The organism is Micromonospora sp. NPDC047134, assembly GCF_040643455.1.
Classification (GTDB): domain Bacteria; phylum Actinomycetota; class Actinomycetes; order Mycobacteriales; family Micromonosporaceae; genus Micromonospora.
In genome coordinates this window covers 258,484-279,570 of the sequence record NZ_JBEYUI010000001.1, presented here as the reverse complement: position 1 = coordinate 279,570, position 21,087 = coordinate 258,484, and the positions used below count along the sequence as shown (strand labels likewise).

The 21,087-nt window shown below is 70.1% G+C and carries 20 protein-coding genes and 1 pseudogene; 3 read left to right on the top strand and 18 right to left on the bottom strand.

The features are described 5' to 3' along the window. Positions 1-153: 153 nt before the first annotated feature. The 3 genes from ABZ795_RS01145 to ABZ795_RS01135 form a co-directional block, all read right to left on the bottom strand. Positions 154-618, bottom strand: a complete 465-nt coding sequence (locus ABZ795_RS01145; protein WP_357527836.1) for a hypothetical protein — start codon at positions 616-618, stop codon at positions 154-156. A gap of 145 nt (positions 619-763) precedes the next feature. Beyond that, entirely contained in the window at positions 764-1,519 is a 756-nt protein-coding gene (locus ABZ795_RS01140) for an SDR family oxidoreductase (protein WP_357528302.1), read from the bottom strand. A gap of 2 nt (positions 1,520-1,521) precedes the next feature. Then, on the bottom strand, positions 1,522-2,547 hold the full coding sequence (locus tag ABZ795_RS01135) for an alcohol dehydrogenase catalytic domain-containing protein (protein WP_357527834.1): 1,026 nt from the start codon (positions 2,545-2,547) through the stop codon (positions 1,522-1,524). A 170-nt stretch (positions 2,548-2,717) separates the two neighbouring features. Here ABZ795_RS01135 and ABZ795_RS01130 point away from each other — a divergent pair, with 170 nt between their 5' ends. After that, complete coding sequence (locus ABZ795_RS01130) at positions 2,718-3,470, top strand: FadR/GntR family transcriptional regulator (protein ID WP_357527833.1); 753 nt, start codon at positions 2,718-2,720, stop codon at positions 3,468-3,470. Here ABZ795_RS01130 and ABZ795_RS01125 read toward each other — a convergent pair. Beyond that, positions 3,422-4,300 carry an amidohydrolase family protein gene (locus ABZ795_RS01125; protein ID WP_357527831.1) on the bottom strand — a complete coding sequence of 293 codons (879 nt, stop codon included), beginning with the start codon at positions 4,298-4,300 and terminating at the stop codon, positions 3,422-3,424. The two genes, ABZ795_RS01130 and ABZ795_RS01125, sit on opposite strands and share 49 nt — an antisense overlap. After that, positions 4,297-4,482, bottom strand: a pseudogene (locus ABZ795_RS01120) (fuconate dehydratase); the annotation flags it as partial. The gene ABZ795_RS01125 and the pseudogene ABZ795_RS01120, both read right to left, overlap by 4 nt. 177 nt (positions 4,483-4,659) lie before the next feature. Between ABZ795_RS01120 and ABZ795_RS01115 the strand changes: the two are divergent. Continuing rightward, positions 4,660-5,121, top strand: coding sequence for a VOC family protein (locus ABZ795_RS01115; RefSeq protein WP_357527829.1), 462 nt, complete (start codon positions 4,660-4,662; stop codon positions 5,119-5,121). A 68-nt stretch (positions 5,122-5,189) separates the two neighbouring features. Here the strand turns inward: ABZ795_RS01115 and ABZ795_RS01110 are convergent, their stop codons facing one another. Beyond that, complete coding sequence (locus ABZ795_RS01110) at positions 5,190-6,335, bottom strand: serine hydrolase domain-containing protein (protein ID WP_357527828.1); 1,146 nt, start codon at positions 6,333-6,335, stop codon at positions 5,190-5,192. 177 nt (positions 6,336-6,512) lie between these two features. On the opposite strand from ABZ795_RS01110, the gene ABZ795_RS01105 reads away from it, so the two are divergent. After that, complete coding sequence (locus ABZ795_RS01105; protein ID WP_357527826.1) at positions 6,513-7,541, top strand: LacI family DNA-binding transcriptional regulator; 1,029 nt, start codon at positions 6,513-6,515, stop codon at positions 7,539-7,541. 50 nt (positions 7,542-7,591) lie between these two features. Here ABZ795_RS01105 and ABZ795_RS01100 read toward each other — a convergent pair whose 3' ends face one another. From ABZ795_RS01100 to ABZ795_RS01045, 12 genes are all read right to left on the bottom strand, one after another. Beyond that, a complete protein-coding gene (locus ABZ795_RS01100) occupies positions 7,592-8,602 on the bottom strand; it encodes a TOBE-like domain-containing protein (RefSeq protein WP_357527824.1) in 1,011 nt (336 codons plus the stop codon). Beyond that, on the bottom strand, positions 8,599-9,432 hold the full coding sequence (locus tag ABZ795_RS01095; RefSeq protein ID WP_357527822.1) for a sulfate ABC transporter permease subunit: 834 nt from the start codon (positions 9,430-9,432) through the stop codon (positions 8,599-8,601). Before ABZ795_RS01095 ends, ABZ795_RS01100 begins: the two co-directional genes overlap by 4 nt. Then, positions 9,425-10,273 carry a sulfate ABC transporter permease subunit CysT gene (cysT, locus tag ABZ795_RS01090; RefSeq protein WP_357527820.1) on the bottom strand — a complete coding sequence of 283 codons (849 nt, stop codon included), beginning with the start codon at positions 10,271-10,273 and terminating at the stop codon, positions 9,425-9,427. The genes ABZ795_RS01095 and cysT overlap by 8 nt, the downstream gene beginning before the upstream one ends. After that, positions 10,270-11,289, bottom strand: a complete 1,020-nt coding sequence (locus ABZ795_RS01085; protein WP_357527818.1) for a sulfate ABC transporter substrate-binding protein — start codon at positions 11,287-11,289, stop codon at positions 10,270-10,272. Before ABZ795_RS01085 ends, cysT begins: the two co-directional genes overlap by 4 nt. Before the next feature lie 202 nt (positions 11,290-11,491). After that, the gene (locus ABZ795_RS01080; RefSeq protein ID WP_357527816.1) at positions 11,492-11,926 is read right to left on the bottom strand and encodes an Rrf2 family transcriptional regulator; all 435 of its coding nucleotides are present in this window, start codon (positions 11,924-11,926) and stop codon (positions 11,492-11,494) included. A 96-nt stretch (positions 11,927-12,022) separates the two neighbouring features. Further along, positions 12,023-13,045 carry an ABC transporter ATP-binding protein gene (locus ABZ795_RS01075; RefSeq protein WP_357527814.1) on the bottom strand — a complete coding sequence of 341 codons (1,023 nt, stop codon included), beginning with the start codon at positions 13,043-13,045 and terminating at the stop codon, positions 12,023-12,025. Continuing rightward, complete coding sequence (locus ABZ795_RS01070) at positions 13,045-14,028, bottom strand: ABC transporter ATP-binding protein (RefSeq protein WP_357527812.1); 984 nt, start codon at positions 14,026-14,028, stop codon at positions 13,045-13,047. The genes ABZ795_RS01075 and ABZ795_RS01070 overlap by 1 nt, the downstream gene beginning before the upstream one ends. Further along, positions 14,025-14,918, bottom strand: coding sequence for an ABC transporter permease (locus ABZ795_RS01065; RefSeq protein WP_357527810.1), 894 nt, complete (start codon positions 14,916-14,918; stop codon positions 14,025-14,027). Before ABZ795_RS01065 ends, ABZ795_RS01070 begins: the two co-directional genes overlap by 4 nt. Beyond that, a complete protein-coding gene (locus ABZ795_RS01060; protein WP_357527808.1) occupies positions 14,915-15,859 on the bottom strand; it encodes an ABC transporter permease in 945 nt (314 codons plus the stop codon). Before ABZ795_RS01060 ends, ABZ795_RS01065 begins: the two co-directional genes overlap by 4 nt. An 18-nt stretch (positions 15,860-15,877) precedes the next feature. Continuing rightward, the gene (locus ABZ795_RS01055; protein WP_357527806.1) at positions 15,878-17,413 is read right to left on the bottom strand and encodes an ABC transporter substrate-binding protein; all 1,536 of its coding nucleotides are present in this window, start codon (positions 17,411-17,413) and stop codon (positions 15,878-15,880) included. A gap of 80 nt (positions 17,414-17,493) precedes the next feature. After that, on the bottom strand, positions 17,494-18,135 hold the full coding sequence (locus ABZ795_RS01050) for a M23 family metallopeptidase (RefSeq protein ID WP_357527804.1): 642 nt from the start codon (positions 18,133-18,135) through the stop codon (positions 17,494-17,496). 183 nt (positions 18,136-18,318) lie between these two features. Further along, on the bottom strand, positions 18,319-21,009 hold the full coding sequence (locus ABZ795_RS01045) for a DEAD/DEAH box helicase (RefSeq protein WP_357527802.1): 2,691 nt from the start codon (positions 21,007-21,009) through the stop codon (positions 18,319-18,321). Positions 21,010-21,087: the final 78 nt, after the last annotated feature.

Genomic DNA, 21,087 nt, shown 5'->3' with positions numbered 1-21,087 from the left:
AGGCAATGGTCAATGCAATGGCATTCAGCTGACCTGAACTGGCGGGAGATGCTGGTTGAACAGCTCACAGGGCAGGGTCAGACCCACCCTCGGCGATCAGGGGATCGGATGTCAGCGGCCGCTTACATCAGATGTATTCGGGAGGACGGCCGTTCAGTGTCGGTCGCCCGGACGGCCACGGCGAGGGGCCAGGCTCCGATCCGCACTGGCCAGGCGGGCCAGGGCGGCGGCACGGAGCACGGCGGGTTCCTCGTAAGCAAGCCGCCGGGCGTGCTCAGCGATCAGATCCGGGATCCGGTAGCGGGTGCCGCACTCGACGACCAGTCGACGCTCGCACAGGTCGGCCAGGGTGCGTCGGGCGTGCACCGGGGTCAGATTGCCCAACGCCGCTGCCGCGCACACGTCGAAGTCCGGCCCGGGATGCAGGCCCAGATACCGGAACAGTCGTCGCCGGCTGGCCGGCAGGGCCCGGTAGGTCGACTCGAAGGCGACATTCGCGCAGGACTGTTCCCCGGACGCGGCGACCGGCTGCTGCCGCACCCGATCGAGCTCGATGAACGCGGCGACCGTGCCGTTCGACCTGCGTCCCGCGTACCCCACAGGGCCTGGCAGCCGCATGAAACCCCCTTCTACCAGCGAAGTCCCGACAATTGCCTCCGACTTCGACGGTGGGCCGTCGCAGGCGACGAAGGTGTCACACTCCTGATGCCGAAAGATAAAATGTTATCGATAACAAGGCAAGGGCCAATGACATCGGCGCTGGTCAGCGGGCAAGCCAGCCGCCATCGACCGGGATCACCGCGCCGTGCAGGTAGGCCGCCGCGTCGGAGGCCAGGAAGACCGTGATGCCGGCCAGGTCCTCCGGACGGCCCCAGCGGCCGGCCGGAATCCGCTCCAGGATGGCCCGGTTGCGCTCCGGCTGCTCGCGCAGCGCCTGGGTGTTGTCCGTACTGATGTAGCCCGGGGCGATGGCGTTGACATTGACCCCGTGCCGGGCCCACTCGTTGGCCAGGGCCCGGGTCAGACCGGCGATCCCGGATTTCGCCGCGGCGTAGCCGGGGACGGTGACACCCCCTTGGAAGCTCAGCATCGAGGCGGTGAAGATGATCTTGCCGGTGCCGCGCGCGATCATGCCCCGACCGACCTCCCGGGCCAGCACGAACGGGGCGTTGAGGTCGACCTCCAGCACGTGGTCCCAGTCGGTGTCGGCATGCTCGGCAGCGGGTGCCCGGCGGATCGTGCCGGCGTTGTTGACCAGGATGTCCACCGGCCGGTCCCGCTGCCCGAGCCACTGCGCCAGCGTCCGCACGGCGTCCCGATCGGACAGGTCCGCCCGATACGGCAGGAAGACCCGGCCGTACGCCTGCACCCGCCGGGCGACCTCGCTGCCGGTCTCCTCCAGCGCGGCGCTCACCCCGATCACGTCGGCACCGGCGGCGGCCAGGGCCTCCGCCATGGCCAAACCGATGCCGCGACGGCAGCCGGTCACCACGGCCAACCGGCCGGTGAGGTCGAACATGGTCACCTGTCTCCTCCACAGTCGATGAGCACCTTGACGTCACCCCCGGCGGCCAGCGCCTCGAAGGCCTGGGCCACCTCGGTCAGCGGCACGATCCGGGAGATCAGCCGATCGGCGGGCACCTGGGCCTCGTGCACCAGCCGGACCGCCTCCACGTAGTCGGCGTGCTCGTAGACCCGTACCCCGATCAGCTCCAGCTCCCGCCAGAAGATCCGGTGCAGGTCCACCTCCCGGGGGGTGGGGTGGATCGCCACCACGACCAGCCGCCCGCGTACGGCCAGCAGGTCCGTGGCGGTGCGGACCCCGGCGGCCGAGCCGGACACCTCGTACACCACCTCGACCCCGGCTCCCCCGGTGATCTCGTGCAGGTACCCGACCACATCGACCGTGCCGGGGTCGACCGTGGTCAGGCCGATCTCGGCGGCGAGTTCCCGGCGTCGGGGGTCCAGTTCCAGCACGGTCACCTCGGCCCCGGTGGCCCGCGCCACCGTGCCGATCAGCAGCCCGACCGGGCCGGCGCCGATGACCACTGCGTGTTCCCCGGCGACCAGCCGGGAGCGTCGTACGTCGTGCACGGCCACCGCGGTCGGCTCCACCAGGGCGGCGTGGGTCAGCGGCAACCCTTCCGGCAGCGGCACCAGGAGCCGGGCCGGCACCGTCCAGGACCGCTGCATGGCCCCCGGGGAGTCGATCCCGACGAAGGTCAGCCGGTGACAGATGTGGGTGTGCCCGGCCCGGCAGGCCGGGCAGCGGCCACACCAGTCCAGCGGCATCACCGTCACCGGATCACCCACCCGGTGACCCTCGACCCCCGCGCCCACCTCGGCGATCCGGCCCGACATCTCGTGCCCGATCACCGCCGGTACCCGGACCCGCTGGTCCATCGCCCCGTGGGCGATGTGCAGGTCGGTGCCGCAGATGCCGGTGTAGGCGACCTCGATCCGGACCTGTCCCGCCTCGGGGGGCACCAGTTCGGTCTCCTCGACGACGAAGGTCTGCTCACCGATGTAGTACGCGCTGCGGTTCACGCCGCCTCCTCGGTCCGGTGCCGCTGGTGGGGGATGCTGCGGGGACACCGTCCGGCCGGCGTGGACCACGACCACGGCAAACGTCCGACGTCTCTATAGTGGTGGGGCCGATCGCCGGCGGCGGATCCGCGTCGGGGGTGCCCGGCGGGCCGGTGGCGAAGGGGGCGTGGATGGCACTGACCGACGACGCGATCGTGAAGATCCGCAGCATGATCCAGAGCGGTGAGTTGCCACCGGGGGCGCGGCTGCCACCGGAGCCACAACTGGCCGCCCAGATGGGGTTGTCCCGCAGCGGGGTCCGCGAGGCGGTCAAGGTGCTGGAATCGGCCCGGGTGCTCGACGTCCGACGGGGCGACGGCACCTACGTCACCAGCCTCGCACCCCGGCTGCTGCTGGAGGGGCTGGGCCTGGCGGTGGAACTGCTGCGCGACGACACCCTGCTGGAGGTGATGGAGGTCCGGCGGATGCTGGAGCCGGTGGCCACCGGCCTGGCGGCGTTGCGGATGACCGACACCCGACTCGACGAGCTGGCCCAGATCCTGCAGGACATGCGGGCGGCGGCGGACGACGCCGAGAAGCTGATCCAGTTCGACAGCGCCTTCCACCACACCGTCATCGCGACCACCGGTAACGAGACCCTGACCTCCCTGCTGGACGGGCTCTCCAGCCGGACCCTGCGGGCCCGGGTGTGGCGAGGGCTGATCGAGGGCAACGCGGCCCACAAGACCATCGACGAGCACCAGGCCATCTATCAGGCCCTGCGCTCGCGGGACCAACTGCTCGCCCAGGCCAGTGCGTTGATCCATGTGAACACCTCCGAGGCCTGGCTGCGTACGGTGCTGGCGGCCAAGCCGACCCGGTCCCAACGCCCCGGTCACGCGGGGCCGGCCGGGGCGGGGTCCCGCCGGCCGGCCAGGTCGTAGGTGCGCAGGGCGGTACCGGCGAAGATCTCGTAGCGCTGCCGGTCGGCCAGCGGGGGCAGGGCCGCCTGCAACGCCCGCAGCACCCCGGGGTAGTCCGCTCTGAGCAGGCACAGCGGCCAGTCCGAGCCAAACATCAGACGTTGCGGGCCGAACTGTGCGACCGCCACCTCGACGAAGGGCCGCAGGTCCACCGGGGACCAGTCCGGTGCGGCCTCGGTCACCAGACCGGACAGCTTGGCGGTCACGTTCGGTTGGGCGGCCAGGTCGGCGAAGGGGGTACGCCAGCGGCGCAGCCCGGCCGCCCCCTCGTCGATGCGGGGCTTGCCCAGATGGTCCAGGACGAAGCGGAGTTCCGGCAGGGCCCGCGCCGCCCGGACGGCCGAGGGCAGCTGATCGGCCCGGATCACCAGATCGAACACCAGCCCGGCGGCGGCGATCTCGGCCAGTCCTCGGCGTACCTCCGGTCGGTCCAGATAGTCGGGGTCGGTCTCTCCCTGCACCTGCGAGCGGAGCCCGACCAGCAACTGCCCGCCGCGCAGCCGCCGGTACCCGGCGATGGTCTCGCCGACCTCACCGGAGCCCACATCCAGCCAGGCCACCACCCCCAGGATCGGGGCGGTGTCGGCGGCGTAGCCGAGGAACTCGGCCGCCTCGTCGGGATGGCACCGGCCGCCCTCGACCAGCACGGTGCCCTGCACCCCGGTGGCCGTCAGCTCGGCGGTCAGGTCCGGCGGGGTGAAGGGCCGGCGGAGGACCTCCAGCCCCGGCTCGTCGAGCCAGGTGTAGCCGCGCTCCGGGCGCCACAGGTGATGGTGCGAGTCGATGATCATGCGGGTGCTCCCGCCATGGTCGGGGCGGCCCATTCCGGGCCGTCGGGATAGCGGTAGTCGGCCAGCGCGGCGGGTACGAGTTGGGCGCTCATCCCGGGGAGGGTGGGGGCCAGGTAGCGTCCGCCGCGGATCCGTACCGGGTCGACGAAGTGTTCGTGCAGGTGGTCGACGTACTCAGCCATCGATCGACGGCTGTTTTCCCACCGGGAAACCTCGTGCGAACGCTAACATCGATGATTTCTGATCACCAGCCCGGACGGGCTCCCGGGTCGACCGGCCCGTCGGTGGGCCCGCCTCCCGCACAGCAGCTACCGGAAACGGGACGGATTCAGCCCCTCCCACCTGGCAGGGTGAGGGGCATGAGTCGGAATATCCAAGTCACCTTCGACGCCCGTGACCCGAAAGGACTGTCGTCGTTCTGGCGAGAGGTGCTGGGCTACGTGCATCCCGGTCCACCCGGGGTAGACCTACCCGAAGGCGCCGACCCGCTGGCCGACTGGGACGACTTCCTCGCCGAACTGGGGGTGCCACCGGAGCAACGCAACACCCGATCGGCCATCGAGGACCCCGAGGGGTCGGGACCCCGACTGTTCTTCCAGCAGGTACCCGAGGACAAGGTCGTCAAGAACCGGGTTCACCTTGACGTGCGGGTCGCCCCCGACCTGCAGGGCGAGGAACGGATGACCGCGCTGGAGGCCGAATGTGATCGGCTGCTAGCTCTGGGCGCCACCCGGCTACGCCGGGTCGAACCCGAGCCGCCCTTCGAGGCCGGTTTCATCGTGATGGCCGACCCGGAGGGCAACGAGTTCTGCCTGGACTGACTGGCTCCAACGAGGGCGACCCGCCCGACCTCGGGGCCACGCCCGGCCCCGAGGTCGGCGGCGACCGCCTACCCGCCCAGGCAGTCGCGCACGGCGGCGCTGAGCAGGTTGGCCCGCTCGTCCTCACCATCTCCCATCTGGTTGACCACATAGGCGAAGCCGACCTGGTGGGTGTCGTCGCCGAAGGCCAGGTGCCCGCCAGCGCCGTCGTGGCCGAAGCTGCGCTCGCCGAGCATCGGCCGGGGCGGCGAGTGCAGGAGGAACCCGGTGCCCCAGCGGTGTCCGGCGTCGGGATAGCCGTACACCTGCTGACCGGCGGCACGGACGGTGATCGCGTCGTCGATGGAGGCGGTGGTGAGCAGCCGGGGCCCGTCAAGCTCCCCGACGCAGGCGGCGTAGAGGCGGGCCAGGCTCTCGGCCGTGCTGACCGCCCCCGCGCCGGGGATCTGGGCCGCCTGGATGGCCGGGTCGTTGAAGCTGACCCAGCCCTCCGGGTCGGCGGGGAAGGGGAAGGCCCCGCCCATGGTGGCGGCCCGGTCGGAGACCGGGTCGGGCGCGGCGAAGTCACCGGGCGGTGCCAGCATCCAGGCCACCGTGTCCCGTTCGGTGGCCGGCAACCCGATCCAGGTACGCAGACCCAGCGGCTCGGCGAGGTACCGGGCGAACCAGGTGCCCGGCAGCTCGCCGGTGATCCGGCGGATCACCTCGCCGATCAGCCAGCCGAAGGTGATCGGGTGATAGCTGTGCGCGGTGCCCGGCTTCCACAGGGGGGCCTGGGCCTCGATGGCCTGGATCACCGGCTCCCAGGCGAGGACCTCCTCGCGGGTGAAGGGCTTGTCCAGCGCCGGCAGGCCGGACTGGTGGGTCAGCAGCCACCTCACCGGGATCTCCGCCTTGCCGTTCTGGCCGAACTCCGGCCAGTAGCGGGTGACCGGCGCCGTCAGGTCCAGCCGGCCCTGCTGGACCAGCAGGTAGGCACAGATCGCCATGATCCCCTTGGTGCAGGAGAAGACCACGGTCGGGGTCTGGGCGGTCCACGGGCGGCCGGAGCGGGGGTCTGCCGTTCCCCCGTACAGGTCGACGACCTTGCGACCGCGCAGGTAGACCGCGACCGCGGCGCCCACCTCCCGGCGGTGGGCGAAGTTGTCACGGAACACGTCGGCGACCGGACCGAAGCCGTCGTCGACATGGCCGTGGATCTGGGTGTCGGTCAAGCCGCTGTCCCTTCAGTGAGTCTTGCTGGACTGTCGGTGGAGGATCAGCACCACGGTCGATCCGGGTCCGTGCCCACTGTCCCTGAAACCGGGTCCGGGGCACCAGAGGTTCGGTGCCGCGACGCATCATGATGGACGACGGCGGCGCCCGACCGAACCGCCGCGATCGGAGGACTGATGGGCCACGACCGAGCAACCCTGGCCGATGTCGCGAAGCGGGCGGGCTTGTCCAAGACCGCCGCCTCGATGGTGCTCAACGGGCGGGAGGGCACTCGGCTGTCCGCCCAGGCGCACCAGCGGGTCTTCGCGGCGGCCGAGGAACTCGGTTACCGCCCCAATGTGGCGGCACGTAGCCTGCGGACCCGTAAGACGGCCACCATCGCCTTCGTCTCCGACATCGTGGCCACCACCCGCTTCGCCGGTGACCTGATCCGCGGCGCCCTGGACGCGGCCCGGGAACACGACCATGTCCTGCTCATCGCCGAGACCCAGGGTGACGCGGCCTTCGAGCGGTACGCCATCGAGACCATCCTGGATCGCCAGGTCGACGGGGTCATCTACGCGGCCATGGCCACCCGCCGGCTGTCCGTGCCGCCGGCCATCCTCAGCGGCCCGGTGGTGCTGCTCAACGCGACGAGCGCGGCGGCGGAGCTGCCCGGGGTGCTGCCGGACGACGAGGGGGCCGGGGTCACCGTCGCCGAGACCCTGATCGGGTACGGCCACCGGGACCGGATCGCGTTGATCGGCCGCAACCGGCGCAAGGAACGCGATCCGGAGATCTCGCTGGCCGCCGAGGCCCGCCTGCGCGGCATCCGGGCCACCCTGGCCGCCGCCGGGGTCAGCCTGCAGGTGGAGGGGTTCTGCCCCGACTGGCTGCCCGAACACGGCTACACCGCAACCCGCGCCCTGCTGGGCCGACCCGACCGGCCGACCGCGATCATCTGCATGAACGACCGGCTGGCCTTCGGGGCGTACCAGGCCCTGGGTGAGGCGGGACTGCGCATCCCGGAGGAGATCTCGGTGATCTCCTTCGACGACGATCCCACCGCCTCCTGGCTGCGGCCCCGGCTGTCCACGGCCGCCCTGCCGCACGAGCAGATGGGGCGACGGGCGGTGGAACTGCTGCTCGACGGCCAGGCCCCGAAGCAGGTCCGGGTGCCGATGCCGCTGCGACGGCGTCGCTCGGTGGCCCCGCCGCGCAGATGACCGTACGGGGACCGGGTGGCAATTCACCCGATCCCCGTACCGGGCCGGGTTCAGGAGCCGGTGGCGGCGAGGCTGGTCTCGGCGGCGGAGCCCTGCGCCGGGGCGCCCACCCGGGTGCTGGGGCTGCCCGGGGCCAGTTGGACCCGCACCTCGGAATCGACCGCGATGCCCAGGGCCAGGAACTCGTTGCGGGTCAGGGTGGCCGTGACCGGCTGGCCCCCGGTCGTGGTGAGGTCTACCCGGATCTCGAAGCCGATCCGGGTGATCCGGGTGACCCGGGCGCTCACCCCGGTGCCGCCGCCGGTGGACACCTGAAGGTCGTGCGGGCGGACCAACTCCTCGCCGAGCTGGGTCACCGGGCCGAGGAAGCGCATGACGAACTCGTTGGCCGGCCGGTCGTACAGGTCGTCCGGTGAGCCGATCTGCTCCACCCGCCCCTCGTTGATCACCACGATCTCGTCGGCCACCTCCAGGGCCTCCTCCTGGTCGTGGGTGACGAAGACCGTGGTGACGTGCACCTCGTCGTGCAGCCGGCGCAGCCAGTCCCGCAACTCCTTGCGTACCTTGGCGTCCAGGGCACCGAAGGGCTCGTCGAGCAGCAGCACGGTCGGTTCGACGGCCAGCGCCCGGGCCAACGCCATCCGCTGCCGCTGCCCGCCGGAGAGCTGCGCGGGCAGCCGCTCGGCGAACTGCTCCAGGTGGACCAGGGCCAGCAGTTCGTCGACCCGCCGCCGGATCTCCTCCTTGGGCCGCTTACGGATCTCCAGACCGAAGGCCACATTGCGGCGTACGGTCAGGTGCTTGAAGGCGGCGTAGTGCTGGAACACGAACCCGACATTGCGCTTCTGCGGCGGCAGCCCGGTGGCGTCCACCCCCTCGATCTCCACCTTCCCGGTGTCGGCGCGTTCCAGGCCGGCGATGATGCGCAGCAGGGTGGACTTGCCGCCGCCGGAGGGGCCGAGCAGGGCGGTGAGGCGGCCGGAGGGGATGCTCACCGACACGTCGTCCAGGGCGACGAAGTCGCCGAAACGCTTGCCGACGTTGACGATCTCGATGCTCAACGGTCTTCCTTCGGCCTGAGGACGGACACGACGATGATGCAGGCGACAGCGACGAGGGCCAGCAGGAACGCGGTGGCGTACGAGCCGCCCTTGTCGAAGTTCAGGTACTTCTCCTCGACGACCAGGGTGGCCGTCCGGGTCTCGCCGAGCACGTTGCCGGAGACGACCTTCACCGCGCCGAACTCACCCAGGGAGCGGGCGAGGCTGAGCACGACGCCGTAGATCACGCCCCACTTGATCGCCGGCAGGGTGATCCGGCGGAAGGTCTGCACGGCGTTGGCGCCCAGGCTGTGGGCGGCCTGCTCCTGCTCGTCGCCGATCTCCTGAAGGACCGGTACGACCTCCCGGATGACCAGCGGCAGGGCCACGAACACGGTGGCCAGCACCATGCCCGGGGTGGCGAAGATGATCTGGAGACCTGCCGCCTCGAGGGTCGGGCCGAACCAGCCCTCGCGACCGCCGTAGACCAGCACCAGGGCCAGCCCGACGACGATGGGCGAGACCGACAACGGCATGTCCAGCAGGGCGTTCAGCGTCCGCTTGCCGGGGAAGTCGTAGCGGACCAGCAGCAGGGAGATGCCCACCCCGAACACCGTGTTGATCACGACGGCGGTCACCGCGATGACCACGGTCAGCCGCAGCGCGTGGGTGACGTCGGGATCGGTGAGGATGTCGCCCAGGCTGGTGAAGCCGTCGGCGAGGGCGTTGCGGCCGACCAGGTACAACGGCCAGGCCACCAGGAGGAACAGGTACGCGGTGACCACCGCGCGCAGCACGTACCGGCCGGGACGGCGACCGACCGGGGTACGGGTGATCGAGTGTTCAGCCACGGCGCACCACCCTCCGCTGAATGACGTCGAGCACGACGATGACGGCCAACGAGATGGCCAGCAGCACCACCGCGACCGCCGCCGCGCTGTCGATGTTGTCGTTCTCGATGCTGCTGAGGATGCGTACGGAGGCAACCTCGGTACGCATCGGCAGGTTGCCGGTGAGCAGGACCAGTGAGCCGTACTCGCCGACCGCGCGGGCGAAGGACAGGGCCGCGCCCGCCGCGATGGCCGGGGTGAGGCTGGGCAGCACGATGCGCCGGAAGGTGGTGTACCGGCTGGCTCCCAGCGAGGCGGCGGCCTCCTCCACCTCCGGGTCGAGTTCGGCCAGCACCGGCTGCACGGTCCGCACGATGAAGGGCAGGGTGACGAAGAGGAAGGCCAGGAAGACCGCGATCCGGGTGTTGGCGATGTTGACCCCGAGCGGGCTGGTCGGCCCGTACAGCGACAGCAGCACCAGGCCGGCGACGATGGTCGGCAACGCGAACGGCACGTCGATGAGGATCTCCAGCGCCCGCTTGCCGAAGAAGTTGTCGCGGACCAGCACCCAGGCGATCAGGGTGCCCATCACGATGTTGACCAGGGTGACCAGCAGGGCGGTGCCCACCGTCAGCCGGATGGTGGCGGCGGTCTGCTCGTTGGTCACCGCGCGCCAGAAGCCGGCCCAGCCGCCCTCGGCGGCGGTCACCGCGACGGCGGCCAGTGGGATCAGCACGAGCAGGCTGAACCACACCATCGCCACGCCGAGGCCCAGCCCGGACACCCGGGTCAGCGGCAGGCCGCTCCGGACCGACCGGCGGGGGGCCGCCGGTCGGTCCGGAGCGAGAGTCGCCGAGGTCACTTCGCCTTCCCGGAGGCCGCGATGACCTTGGTGATGATGCCCTCGTTCTCGTCGAAGAACTTCTTGGACAGTGCCGACCAGCTCTCGAAGTCCGCGTCGACGGTGAGCAGCTTCTGCGGTGCCGGGAACGGGTTGGCGGGGTCGAGGGCCCCCTCGATGCCGTTGGTGTCGACGCCGTCGATGATCGGGCGGAAGCCGGTCAGGGCGAACTGCCGCTGCCCCTGCGGGCCGAGCACGAAGTCCAGCCATTCCTTGGCCTTCGGATCGGCGTCCTTGAGGATGGCGCCCGGGTTCTCGATCAGGATGGTGGTGGCGGGCAGGATCCAGTCGAGGTCCTCACCATTCTGCCGGGCCAGGATCGTCTCGTTCTCGTAGGCCAGCAGCACGTCACCGGTACCGCCGAGGAAGGTGGTGGTGGCGTCTCGTCCGCTGCCCGGCAACGACACCACGTTGGCGAACAGCTTGGTCAGGAATTCCTCGGCCTGGGCGTCCGTGCCGCCGTTGGCGGCGATGTGCCCCCAGGCGGCCAGGGCGTTCCAGCGGGCGGCACCGGAGGAGGCCGGGTTGGGGGTGACGATGCCGATGCCGGGCTTGATCAGGTCGTCCCAGCCCTGGATGTTCTTGGGGTTGCCCTTGCGTACGGCCAGGACCACCACGGACGAGGAGACGATGCCCTTGTTCGGGCCGTCGTCCCAGCTCTCCTCTACCAGACCGGCGTCGACCAGTCGGGTCACGTCACTGCTGACCGAGAAGTGCACATAGTCGGCCTTCAGGCCGGAGACCACCGCCCGGCTCTGGTCACCGGAGGCGCCGTAGGAGGACTTGAAGCGGACCCCCTTGCCCGCCTCGGTCTTGTTCCACTGGGCCGCGATGGCCTTGTTGGCCGCCTCGGGTACCGCGAAACCGACGATGTTCAAGGTGCTGGAGTCACTCGCCGAGCTGCCGCCGCCGCAGCCCGACAGGGCCAGGCCGGTGACCATGGCGAGGGCGAGGGCCGTTCTGATCCGGTGCCTCATCGCAGTCGTGTCCTCCTCCAGTGCATGCCGCACTATATAAATCCGACCGATTAAATAGGGAATTTGCCCGCTTCTAGCTGCCAGCGAGAAACACCGTGGGGTCGCAGTCACGGGCCACCGCCCCGACCGCGCACCGAATATCCCACTAACTCGACAGGTTTTCAAGCCTTAGTCGGCCAGGTCCGGCCCGCCTGCGAGTCGGTCACCCGACACCGCGCCGGTCGCCCGCCGCACCCTCGACCGGGGCCAGCAGGTCGGCGAGGGTGGCCCGGTCGACCACCCCCTCGATGGCCCGGTGCACCGACAGCCACACCTGACCCAACCCGGCCGCCACCCCGTGATACGTCGCCACCTCGGCCGGCGCACCCCGCACAGTGGTCAACGGCCCGCCGGTGGCCCGCAACACATCACCCACGGTGATCTCCGCAGGCGGCCGGGTCAGGGCGTAGCCCCCGTCCGAGCCACGCGCGCTGTGCAGCAGGCCGGCCCGCCGCAGATCCAGCAGAATGCCCTGGAGGAAGGAGTACGGGATGTCCTGGCCGGCCGCCAGCACGGCCGCGGTCACCAAATCCGGATGCCGATGCGCCATCGCCAGCATGGCCCGCACGGCGTAGTCCGATCGTGCCGACACGTACACGCCGGAACCCCCGTTATCCCATATACTCCATCAGACATGTAGGAATACTGGACAAGGGTGTCCCGCTCGTCAAGAGCAGGTCGCCGTCGGGGCGGGTCAGGACACCTGCATCTCCCGCACGGCCTCCCCCGCGTACAGGCAGGCCGCCCGGTGCCCGGCGGCGACCTCGACGAACGGCGGATCGGTCTCGGCGCAGTCCGGTCGGGCCTGGGGGCAGCGGGTCCGGAACCGGCAGCCGCCCGGCGGGTTCACCGGGCTGGGGATGTCCCCGCTGAGGATGACCCGCCGCCGCTGCCGCTCGACCTGCGGATCGGCCACCGGAATCGCCGACAGCAGGGCCGCGGTGTACGGGTGGGCCGGTTCCCGCCAGATCTGGGCCGGGGTACCGCTCTCCACGATCCGACCCAGATACATCACCGCCATCCGATCGCTCATGTGCTCCACGGCGGCCAGGTCGTGGGCGATGAACAGGTAGGTCAGCCCCAACTCCCGTTGCAGGCGCCGCAGCAGGTTCATCACCTGGGCCTGCACGCTGAGGTCCAGGGAGGCGATCGGCTCGTCCAGGACGATCAGATCGGGCTCGCCGGCCAACGCGCGGGCGATGCCGACCCGCTGCCGCTGCCCGCCGGAGAGCTCGTGCGGATGCCGGTCGGCCAGGTCACCACCCAGCCCCACCATGTCCAGCAGTTCCTCGACCCGGTTGCGCCGGGCGGCGGAACCCTGCACCAGCCGGTGCACGGTCAACGGCTCGGCGATGCTGGACCCGACGGTACGACGAGGATCCAGCGAGGCCTGCGGGTCCTGGAACACCATCGCCACCCGACGACGCAGGGCCCGCAACTGCCGCCGCGACCAGCCGGTCACATCCTCCCCGGCCACCCGCACACTGCCGGTGCTGGGATCGACCAACCGCAGCAGCGCCAGCCCGGTGGTCGACTTCCCGCTGCCGGACTCCCCCACCAGCCCCACCGTCTCGCCCCGGCGTACCTGCAAGGACACCCCGTCCACCGCCCGGACCACCCCGGCCGAGGTCGGAAACCACACCCGCAGGTCCTCCAGTTCGGCGACCACCTCGGCCGGTCCACGCTGCGTCGGCACCTGCACCTCAGGGCGTTTCATCAGCCCTCCCCCTCGGGTCGCTGCGGGTAGAAGGTGCGGACCCGGTGAGCCGAGGAGATCGACACCAGCGGCGGCAACTCCCGCTCACAGCGGGCGTCGCCGCGCACCGGGCACCGGGGCCAGAAGGCGCAGCCGGCCGGCAGGGCCAGCGGGCTGGGCGGGGCCCCCGCGATGGTGACCAGGTCACCACCACCGGCGTCCGGGTCGGGCCGGGCGGCGAGCAGAGCGGAGGTGTACGGGTGCCCCGGAGTCCCGAACACCGCGTCCACCGGCCCCTGTTCGACGATCCGCCCGGCGTACATCACCGCCACCGTGTCCGCTATGCCGGCGACCACCCCCAGGTCGTGGGTGATCCAGACGACCGCGGTGCCCAACCGCTGTTGCAGGTCGGCGACCAGCTCGACGATCTGGGCCTGGGTGGTGACGTCCAGAGCGGTCGTGTGTTCGTCGGCGATCAGCAGATCGGGCTCGCAGGCCAGCGCCATCGCGATCCCCACCCGCTGGCGCATCCCGCCGGAGAACTGGTGCGGGTAGGCGTCCACCCGCTGGGCGGCCGAGGGGATGCCGACCAGGTCGAGCAGTTCCACGGCGCGGGTGCGGGCGGCCCGTCGGGTCAGCCCCAGATGCTCCTCGGCGGCCTCGGTGACCTGCCGGCCCACGGTCAGCACCGGATTGAGCGAGGTCATCGGATCCTGGAAGACGAACCCGACATGCCGCCCCCGCATCCGCCGCCGCCGATCCGCCGACAGCGCGGTGAAGTCCGTGCCGAGCAGCCGTACCTCTCCGGTCACCTTCGCCGCGCGCGGTGCCAGGCCGGTGGCGGCCAGCACGCTCATGCTCTTGCCGCTGCCGGACTCCCCCACCAACGCCAGGGTCTGCCCCGCCTCGACCAACCAGTCGACCCCGGCCACCGCCCGGGCCGGGCCGCGTCGGGTGCCGATGGTGACGGTCAGGTCCGACACGGCCAGTACGGCGTCGCTCATCCGGTGCTCCTGCGGGCCTCGTTGACGGTGAGCTGCCGGGGGTCGAGCACATCGCGCAGAGCGTCACCGACCAGGTTGAACGCCAGCACGGTGCAGAAGATGGCGGCACCGGGGAACACCCCCAGCCACCAGGCGTCCGTGACGAAACCCCGGCCGTCGAACAGCATCCGACCCCAGGCGGGCGCCGGTGGCTGCACCCCCAGGCCGAGGAAGGACAGGGCCGCCTCGGACAGGATCGCGAAGGCCAGCGACAGGGAGGTCTGCACGATCAGCGGCGCGGCGATGTTCGGCAACACATGCCGGCGCATGATCCGCAGGTCGGAGGCGCCGATGGAGACCGCCGCCCGGACGAAGACCTGCTCCCGCACGGCCAGCACCCCGGCCCGGGTGACCCGGGCGAAGATCGGGGTGTAGACCACCCCGATGGCGATCATCGCGGTGAGCAGGCCCGGCCCGAGCACCGCCACGATGGCCACCGCCAGCAGCAGCACCGGGAAGGCGAACAGCACGTCCATGCAGCGCATCAGCAGGTTGTCCAGCCAGCCCCGGTAGTAGCCGGCGAACAGGCCCAGGGTGACCCCGGCGACCAGGGCGATGCCGACACTTACCGCACCGACCTGAAGGGACACCCGGGCGGCGACCATGACCCGGCTGAGCACATCGCGGCCGAGTTCGTCCGTGCCGAACGGATGCGCCCGGCTGGGCGGCTCAAGCATCCGGTCGACATCCACCTCGTTGATGCCGGTCGGGGCCAGCCAGGGCCCGGCCACCCCCACCACGATCAGCACCACCAGGACCGCCGTACCGGTCAGGGCCAGGGGGTCGCGGCGCAGCGCCGACAGGGCCCGCCGCAACTGACCCTCGCTCCGGTGCACGGTAGGGGCGCTCATTTGACCGTGATCCTCGGGTCCAGGCGGGCGTAGAGGATGTCCACCAGCAGGTTGACCAGCAGGAACAGCGCCGCTACCAGCAGCACCGCCCCCTGGAGTACGGGATAGTCCCGGGCCTGGACCGCGTCGTAGGTGAGCCGACCGATGCCCGGCCAGGCGAACAGCACCTCGATCACGATCACCCCGCCGAGCAGACTGGCCAACTGCACCGCCACCACGGTGACCACCGGGATCAGGGCGTTGCGCAGCACATGCCGCAGCACCACCACCCGGGTACGCAGCCCCTTGGCCTGCGCGGTGCGGACGTAGTCCTCCGACAGCACCTCCAGCATCGAGGAGCGGATGAACCGGGTAAGGATCGAGGCCGTCACCAGCCCCACGGTCGCCGCCGGCAGGGCCACATGCGAGGCCCACCGGGCCGGATCCTCGGTCAACGCCACGTAGCCCGACGGCGGCAACCAGCCGAGCACCCCGGCGAAGAGCAGGATGCCCATGATGCCCATCCAGAAGTCCGGCACGGAGACCCCGAACTGGCTGAACACCCGGGCCGCGTGGTCGACGACCGACCCGCTGCGCATCGCCGAGACGATGCCCAGCGGCACGGCGATCACCAGGGCGAACAGCACCGCGGTCAGCGCCAGCGACAGGGTCGCCGGCAGCCGCGCAAGCACGATGGAGGTGACCGGCTGGCCGCTGCGGAAGCTGACCCCCAGGTCGCCGGTCAGGGCCCGCCGCAGGTAGTCGAAATACTGCACCACCAGGGGCTGGTCCAGCCCGGCCCGCGCCCGCAGCGCCTCGTAGGTCTGCGGGTCGAACCGGGTGCCCAGCGCCACCCGGACGGGGTCACCCGGCACCAGTTGCAGCAGCAGGAACACCACCAGGGTGACCCCGAGCAGCACCACGCAGGACTGGAGCAGTCGACGGAGCACGAAGCGGGCCACCTGCAGTCCCCTGCCCGATCACCTGGTCAGCGCCACGTCGCGGAACCGGATCGCCCGGTCGGTGCGTACCTGATAGCCGGTGACCTGTTTCGACCAGCCCTGCGCCACGTCCGGGTTGTAGAGGTAGATGTAGCTGGCGTCGTCGACGATCTGCTTGGCCACCTGCTCGTACTGCTGCTTGCGGGCGCCCTGGTCGGTCTCCGTGCGGGCCCGGTCCAGCATCTGGTCGACGGCGGGGTTGCGGTACTTGTGGAAGTTGAAGGTCCCGCCGCTGTGGTGCTGGGCGTAGTAGAACTCGTCCGGGTCGATGTTGCCCAGCCAGCCGAGCATGAACGAGTCGAAGTTGCCGTTGCCCTGCTCGTCCAGCCACTGCGCGAAGTCCAGGGTACGGATCTTGACGGTGACCCCGATCCCTTCCAGCTGGGAGGCGATGACCTGGGCCGCGGTGACCGTCTCCGGGTACTCGCTGGTCACCATCAGGTCCATGGTCAGGTCACTGACCCCGGCCTGGTCTAGCAGTTGCCGGGCCTGGTTCACATCGTGCGAGTACGGGGCGTACTCGTAGTAGAAGGCGCTGTTCTGCGGAATGGCGGTCTGGTTCACCGTCGCCAACCCGAACTTGGCGGCCTTGGTGATGGCCTCCCGGTCCAGGGCGAAGGCGATCGCCCGCCGCACGTTCACGTCGTCGTACGGCTTGCGTCCCTGGTTGAGGGCCAGGTACCAGTAGTCCGTCGACGGCACCGACTCGACCTTCGGCTCATCGCCGTCACGCAGCGCGGGCACCTGCTGGGGTGGCAGGTTGTCCGTCCAGTGCACCTCGTTGCCGCGCAGGTTCTGCAAGGCCACCGTGGGGTCGCTGACGAAGGTGAAGCGCACCCCGTCGAGCTTGGGCCGCTCACCCCAGTAGTTGTCGTTGCGGACCAGTTGGATGTTGTCGCCGGAGGTGTAGCCACTGAGCGCGAAGGGTCCGCTGCCGATCGGCTTGGTGGTGATCTCCCCGGACTCCACGTTGGCCTTCTGCACGATCGCCACCCCCTTGAAGCCGCCCAGGTTGGCCAGCAGGTTCGGGGTGGGGGCGGTCAGGGTGATGACCACCGTGGTCGGGTTCGAGGCGGTCACCGACTTGACCGTGCCGAACTTGTACGCCGTGTTCAGCTTCTCGTTGATGATCCGGTTGTACGAGTAGACGACGTCCTCGGCGGTCAACGGCGCACCGTCGGAGAACTTGACCCCCTCGCGGAGGGTGAAGGTCCAGGTCAGCTGGTCGTCACTGGTGGTCCACTCCGTGGCCAGCGAGGGCTGCATCGCAAGGTTGGCGTCCGGCTCGACCAGGGTGTCGAAGACGTTCTCCAGCACCTGGAAGCTGTAGTAGGCCGAGGTCTTGTGCGGGTCGAGCTGGTCCGGCTCACCACCGATGGCGGCGTTCAGGACACCCCCCGCGCCGGCTGCGTTCCCGCCGTCGACATCGACGCCCTCACCCGCGCTACAACCCACCGTGGCGGTGAGCAGCAAGGCGAGTGTCGCGCCGGCCAACCTGAATCTGGTGCTGGACATGGTCCTCCCCCAGGGTCCTGCGGCCACTGCTTGATCCCAACCTAGCCGCAAACCGGTCATCCGGCAGGGCACGACCGGCGTCAATTACCGGCAGCGGGGCAGTTGTTGCTGGTCAGACGCACGGTGTACTCGGCATCGTCATGGGTGATTCCGGACGGTCGACCGTCGAACCAGGTCTCCACCTTCCGCCAACCCGCCCGCTGCTCATAGTGCAGGTGCGGGGCCCCGGAGTTGCCGGTGCTGCCGATCCGCCCGATCTGCTGCCCCTGGGCGACCCGCTGCCCGACCTGCACCATCGGCGGTTCCAGCAGATGCAGATACTGGGTCTCCCACCGCCCGCCGTGGTCGATCTTCACCCAGTAGCCGCCGCCCCGACCGCTCGGACCTTCCGGATTCTCCGGCGTACGCCCACCGAGGGACCCGTTGATGCCGGCCACGGTGACCGTGCCCTCGTACGAGGCGAGCACCGGCTGCCCCCACGGGTCACCGGTGAGGGGGAAGAAGTCCACGTCGTTGTCGCCGTGACCGGGATAGGTGCCCACCTGCCAGGTCTCCCCGCACCCCACCGGCATCTGGAACAAGGGTCGCGGCCCCGGCGGCAACACCTGCGGCACCACGACGTACGCGACCGCGCCGAGCACCCCCACCAAGCCGACGACCAGCAGCAGCCAGGGCAGACGCCGACGGCGTCGCCGGTGTGCTCGGGGTCGGCCGGTTGTCACGCCCCGAAGCATCTCAGACGTCGACAACGCCACTCGCCTGCCCTACGGGAACGCCCCACGGTGGTCGCCGAGCCAGGTGGTGTGCCGGCCCTGTCGAGCTGAGAGCGAGAACGGATCGGGCATGGTCGTCAGCAGGAGGTCTACACCGTCACGCGCTTCCAGCACGCGCGGGAAGCGCCATGTTCAGGACGGTGCCGGCGTACTGTCCTGGGTGCCGGTGCGGGGGGAAGCGCGTTCGAACAGGCGTCGACGCTCGGCTGCCAGCACCTCTCGGACGAGTTCCGCCTCGGTGAGGTCCACTGCCTCCGGGCTTGAATCGGCCATGTCACTGACCCTGGCGAAGTCGTCGAATATGCGGCGCTTGTCCGCCAACAGTTCGGTGATGCGTTGGTCGACGCCCTCGTCGGAGAGCAGTCGGTGAACCTGCACCGACTGCACCTGCCCCATCCGATGGGCGCGCGCGATAGCCTGCGCCTCGGTCGTCGGCTTGAGTTGAGGCTCGCAGATGACGACGACGGACGCGGACTGAATGTTGAGTCCCACGCCCCCGGCGACGATCTGGGCCACCAGGACGGCGCCGTGTCGGGCAGCCGAGAACCGGTCCACCATCTGCTGGCGGTGGCTCGGCGGGACCGACCCGGTGAGTGGCCCGAACACCGGCCCGGGAACAGACCGGGCGACCAGGTCGAGCACCTCCCTGAAGTGGGAGAACACGATGACTCGCCGCTCGTTGTCCTCCGCTTCGCGGACGATCTCGATGAGGCGTTGCAGCTTCGTGGACTTTGGTCCCTCAAGCATGGCCGCCTGACGCATCTCCATGAAGTTACCGCGTTGGACGGCCCCCCGATATCGGGACAGGTCCGCCTCGGACATCGGAAGCCACTCCTCAACCTCGATGAGTTGCGGGAGTTCGGTCAGCACGTCTTCCTGGTTACGGCGCAGGTACGCGGGCGCGATCTGCCGCCGGAAGCGCTTGGGTGACAGGTCGGTCGCGTCCACGGTGAGATCGGGACGTACGTAGGAGGCAAGGTTGCGGAACTCGTCGACCTTGTTCTCCAGCGGCGTACCCGTGAGCAGAATGGCCCGCTCAGCACGCGCGATGAGCTCCTTCGTCCTCATCGTTCGCTGGGCGTACGGGTTCTTAATGTAGTGGGCCTCGTCCACCACGACACAGGCCAACCGGCGGCACTTCTGTAGCTCCGACTCCCACCAGGCCAGCGTCTCGTACGTGGTGACGGCCACTCCCCCGTCCCGCTGCCAGAGGCGGGCCGCGCGATCCCGTTCCGGGCCGTGGACCCGGTGCGGTCGCAACGTCGACTTGCCGCCGAGTTCGCGGATCCAGTTGGTCACCACGGAGGCTGGGCACACCACCAGGAAGTGGGTCTTTCCCCGGCTACGCAGATGGGCCAGGACGGCGATGGCCTCGACGGTCTTACCGAGGCCCATTTCGTCCCCGATGATCACCTTGCGTTGCACGAGGGCGAACCGGGCGGCGAAGCTCTGGTAGCCACGCAGCGACGCGGTCAGGTGTTCACCGTCGAGTGCCTGGTCACGGACGGCCTGAATGATCTCTTCGGGGAGGTCGCCGTGTGCCGCCTCCTCGTCGTCGGTGATGAAACCCAACTCGGCGAGCATCGCGAAGTAGTCGGCGGGTCGGGCGAGAAAGTCGTCCCACGGGTCTGCCGACATGCTCTGCCGGCCGGATGTGGTCGACATGCCGAGCAGTTCGGCTCGCCGCATGACAATCTGGATGCCCTCGCGCACCCCTGCGGCGGCTAGGCCCCGGGTCGGGATCACGAGCAGGTGACTCGTGGCGTGGTTCACGACTTTAGCCAGCGGCGCGAGTTCGGCGGCGCGTTCGAGGTCGGCTGCCGCCCCTCGGGTCTGCCGGTACGCGTCCCAGACGGCGAGGCTACGCAGCAGGTTCGTGGTTTCCGACCGGCGGTGGCTGATGTCGATGCGGACCGGCATCTCGTCGTATGTCGTCTGCCAGATCGCACGGGCAGCGCCGATCATCCGTCGAGCCGAGGTCTCCCCCACCCCCGGAAGCGCCTGCAACGAGGTGCCGACACGCAGCACGCCCTGCACGGTGGTGATGCCTGCCTCCGCGAGGGGCCCGAGCCGGAGCCGGTCGCGGGTGGCGGCCTTCAACGCCTCCACCGGCATCTCCTGCAACAGCCGTTCGACCTCGGCACGTCTGACCTTGTCACCGGCGTCGCGCGCCCCCGAGCGGTACGACTCCTCACCGGCCATCGCCTTGGCGACAGTGGCCAGCGCCTCCGGCAATCCCTCGAAAACCGCCCGGGGCATGAGTTCCGGTTGCGGACCGGTCAGTCCGGTGACGAGGTCGAAGCGGAGAGCCGGGTGGAGCAGGTCGTCAATCCTGGCCCGGGCCGGGTCGAGGGGGGCGGTGTAGACGCCAAGCTGGGCCAGGCGCTCCGGTCCACCGATCCCGATGATCTCCGCGTGCCTGCTCCGCAGGAATTCACCCGCAGTGACCGCTGACTGCCGCCTTGCGGCCCCGGTGAAGAAGCGCCGCACACCGAGCAGGGGTACGACATCGGCGACGGCGCGGGGTATGTCGTCGGTGAGCAAGCGCAGCAGGGCGCGATCGGCGTTCGTCGTCGCGGGCAGCATGGCCCGCTCCCACAGTCGGTGGACGAGATTCCGGTCGCTGTCGGAGAGTGCAAGCACCTGCCACGCGGGCTGCCCGGACCGGGTGACCACGACGCCGCGTGCGCGCAGAGTCTCTTCTGCACCGCTGGCGCTGTCCCGGACAGCCCGGTGCCAACCTTGGGCGTCCCCAGCGAGGTGACTCCACTGATCGAAGTCCGCCGTGAGGCGGCGCATCTCTTCACGCTCGGTCTTGTTCATGCGCACCTGATGATCGAGGGATTGAGGACGGTATCGTAGTGCACCCTCCAGCCCTCGGCGGTGGCTGTCACAAAGCCG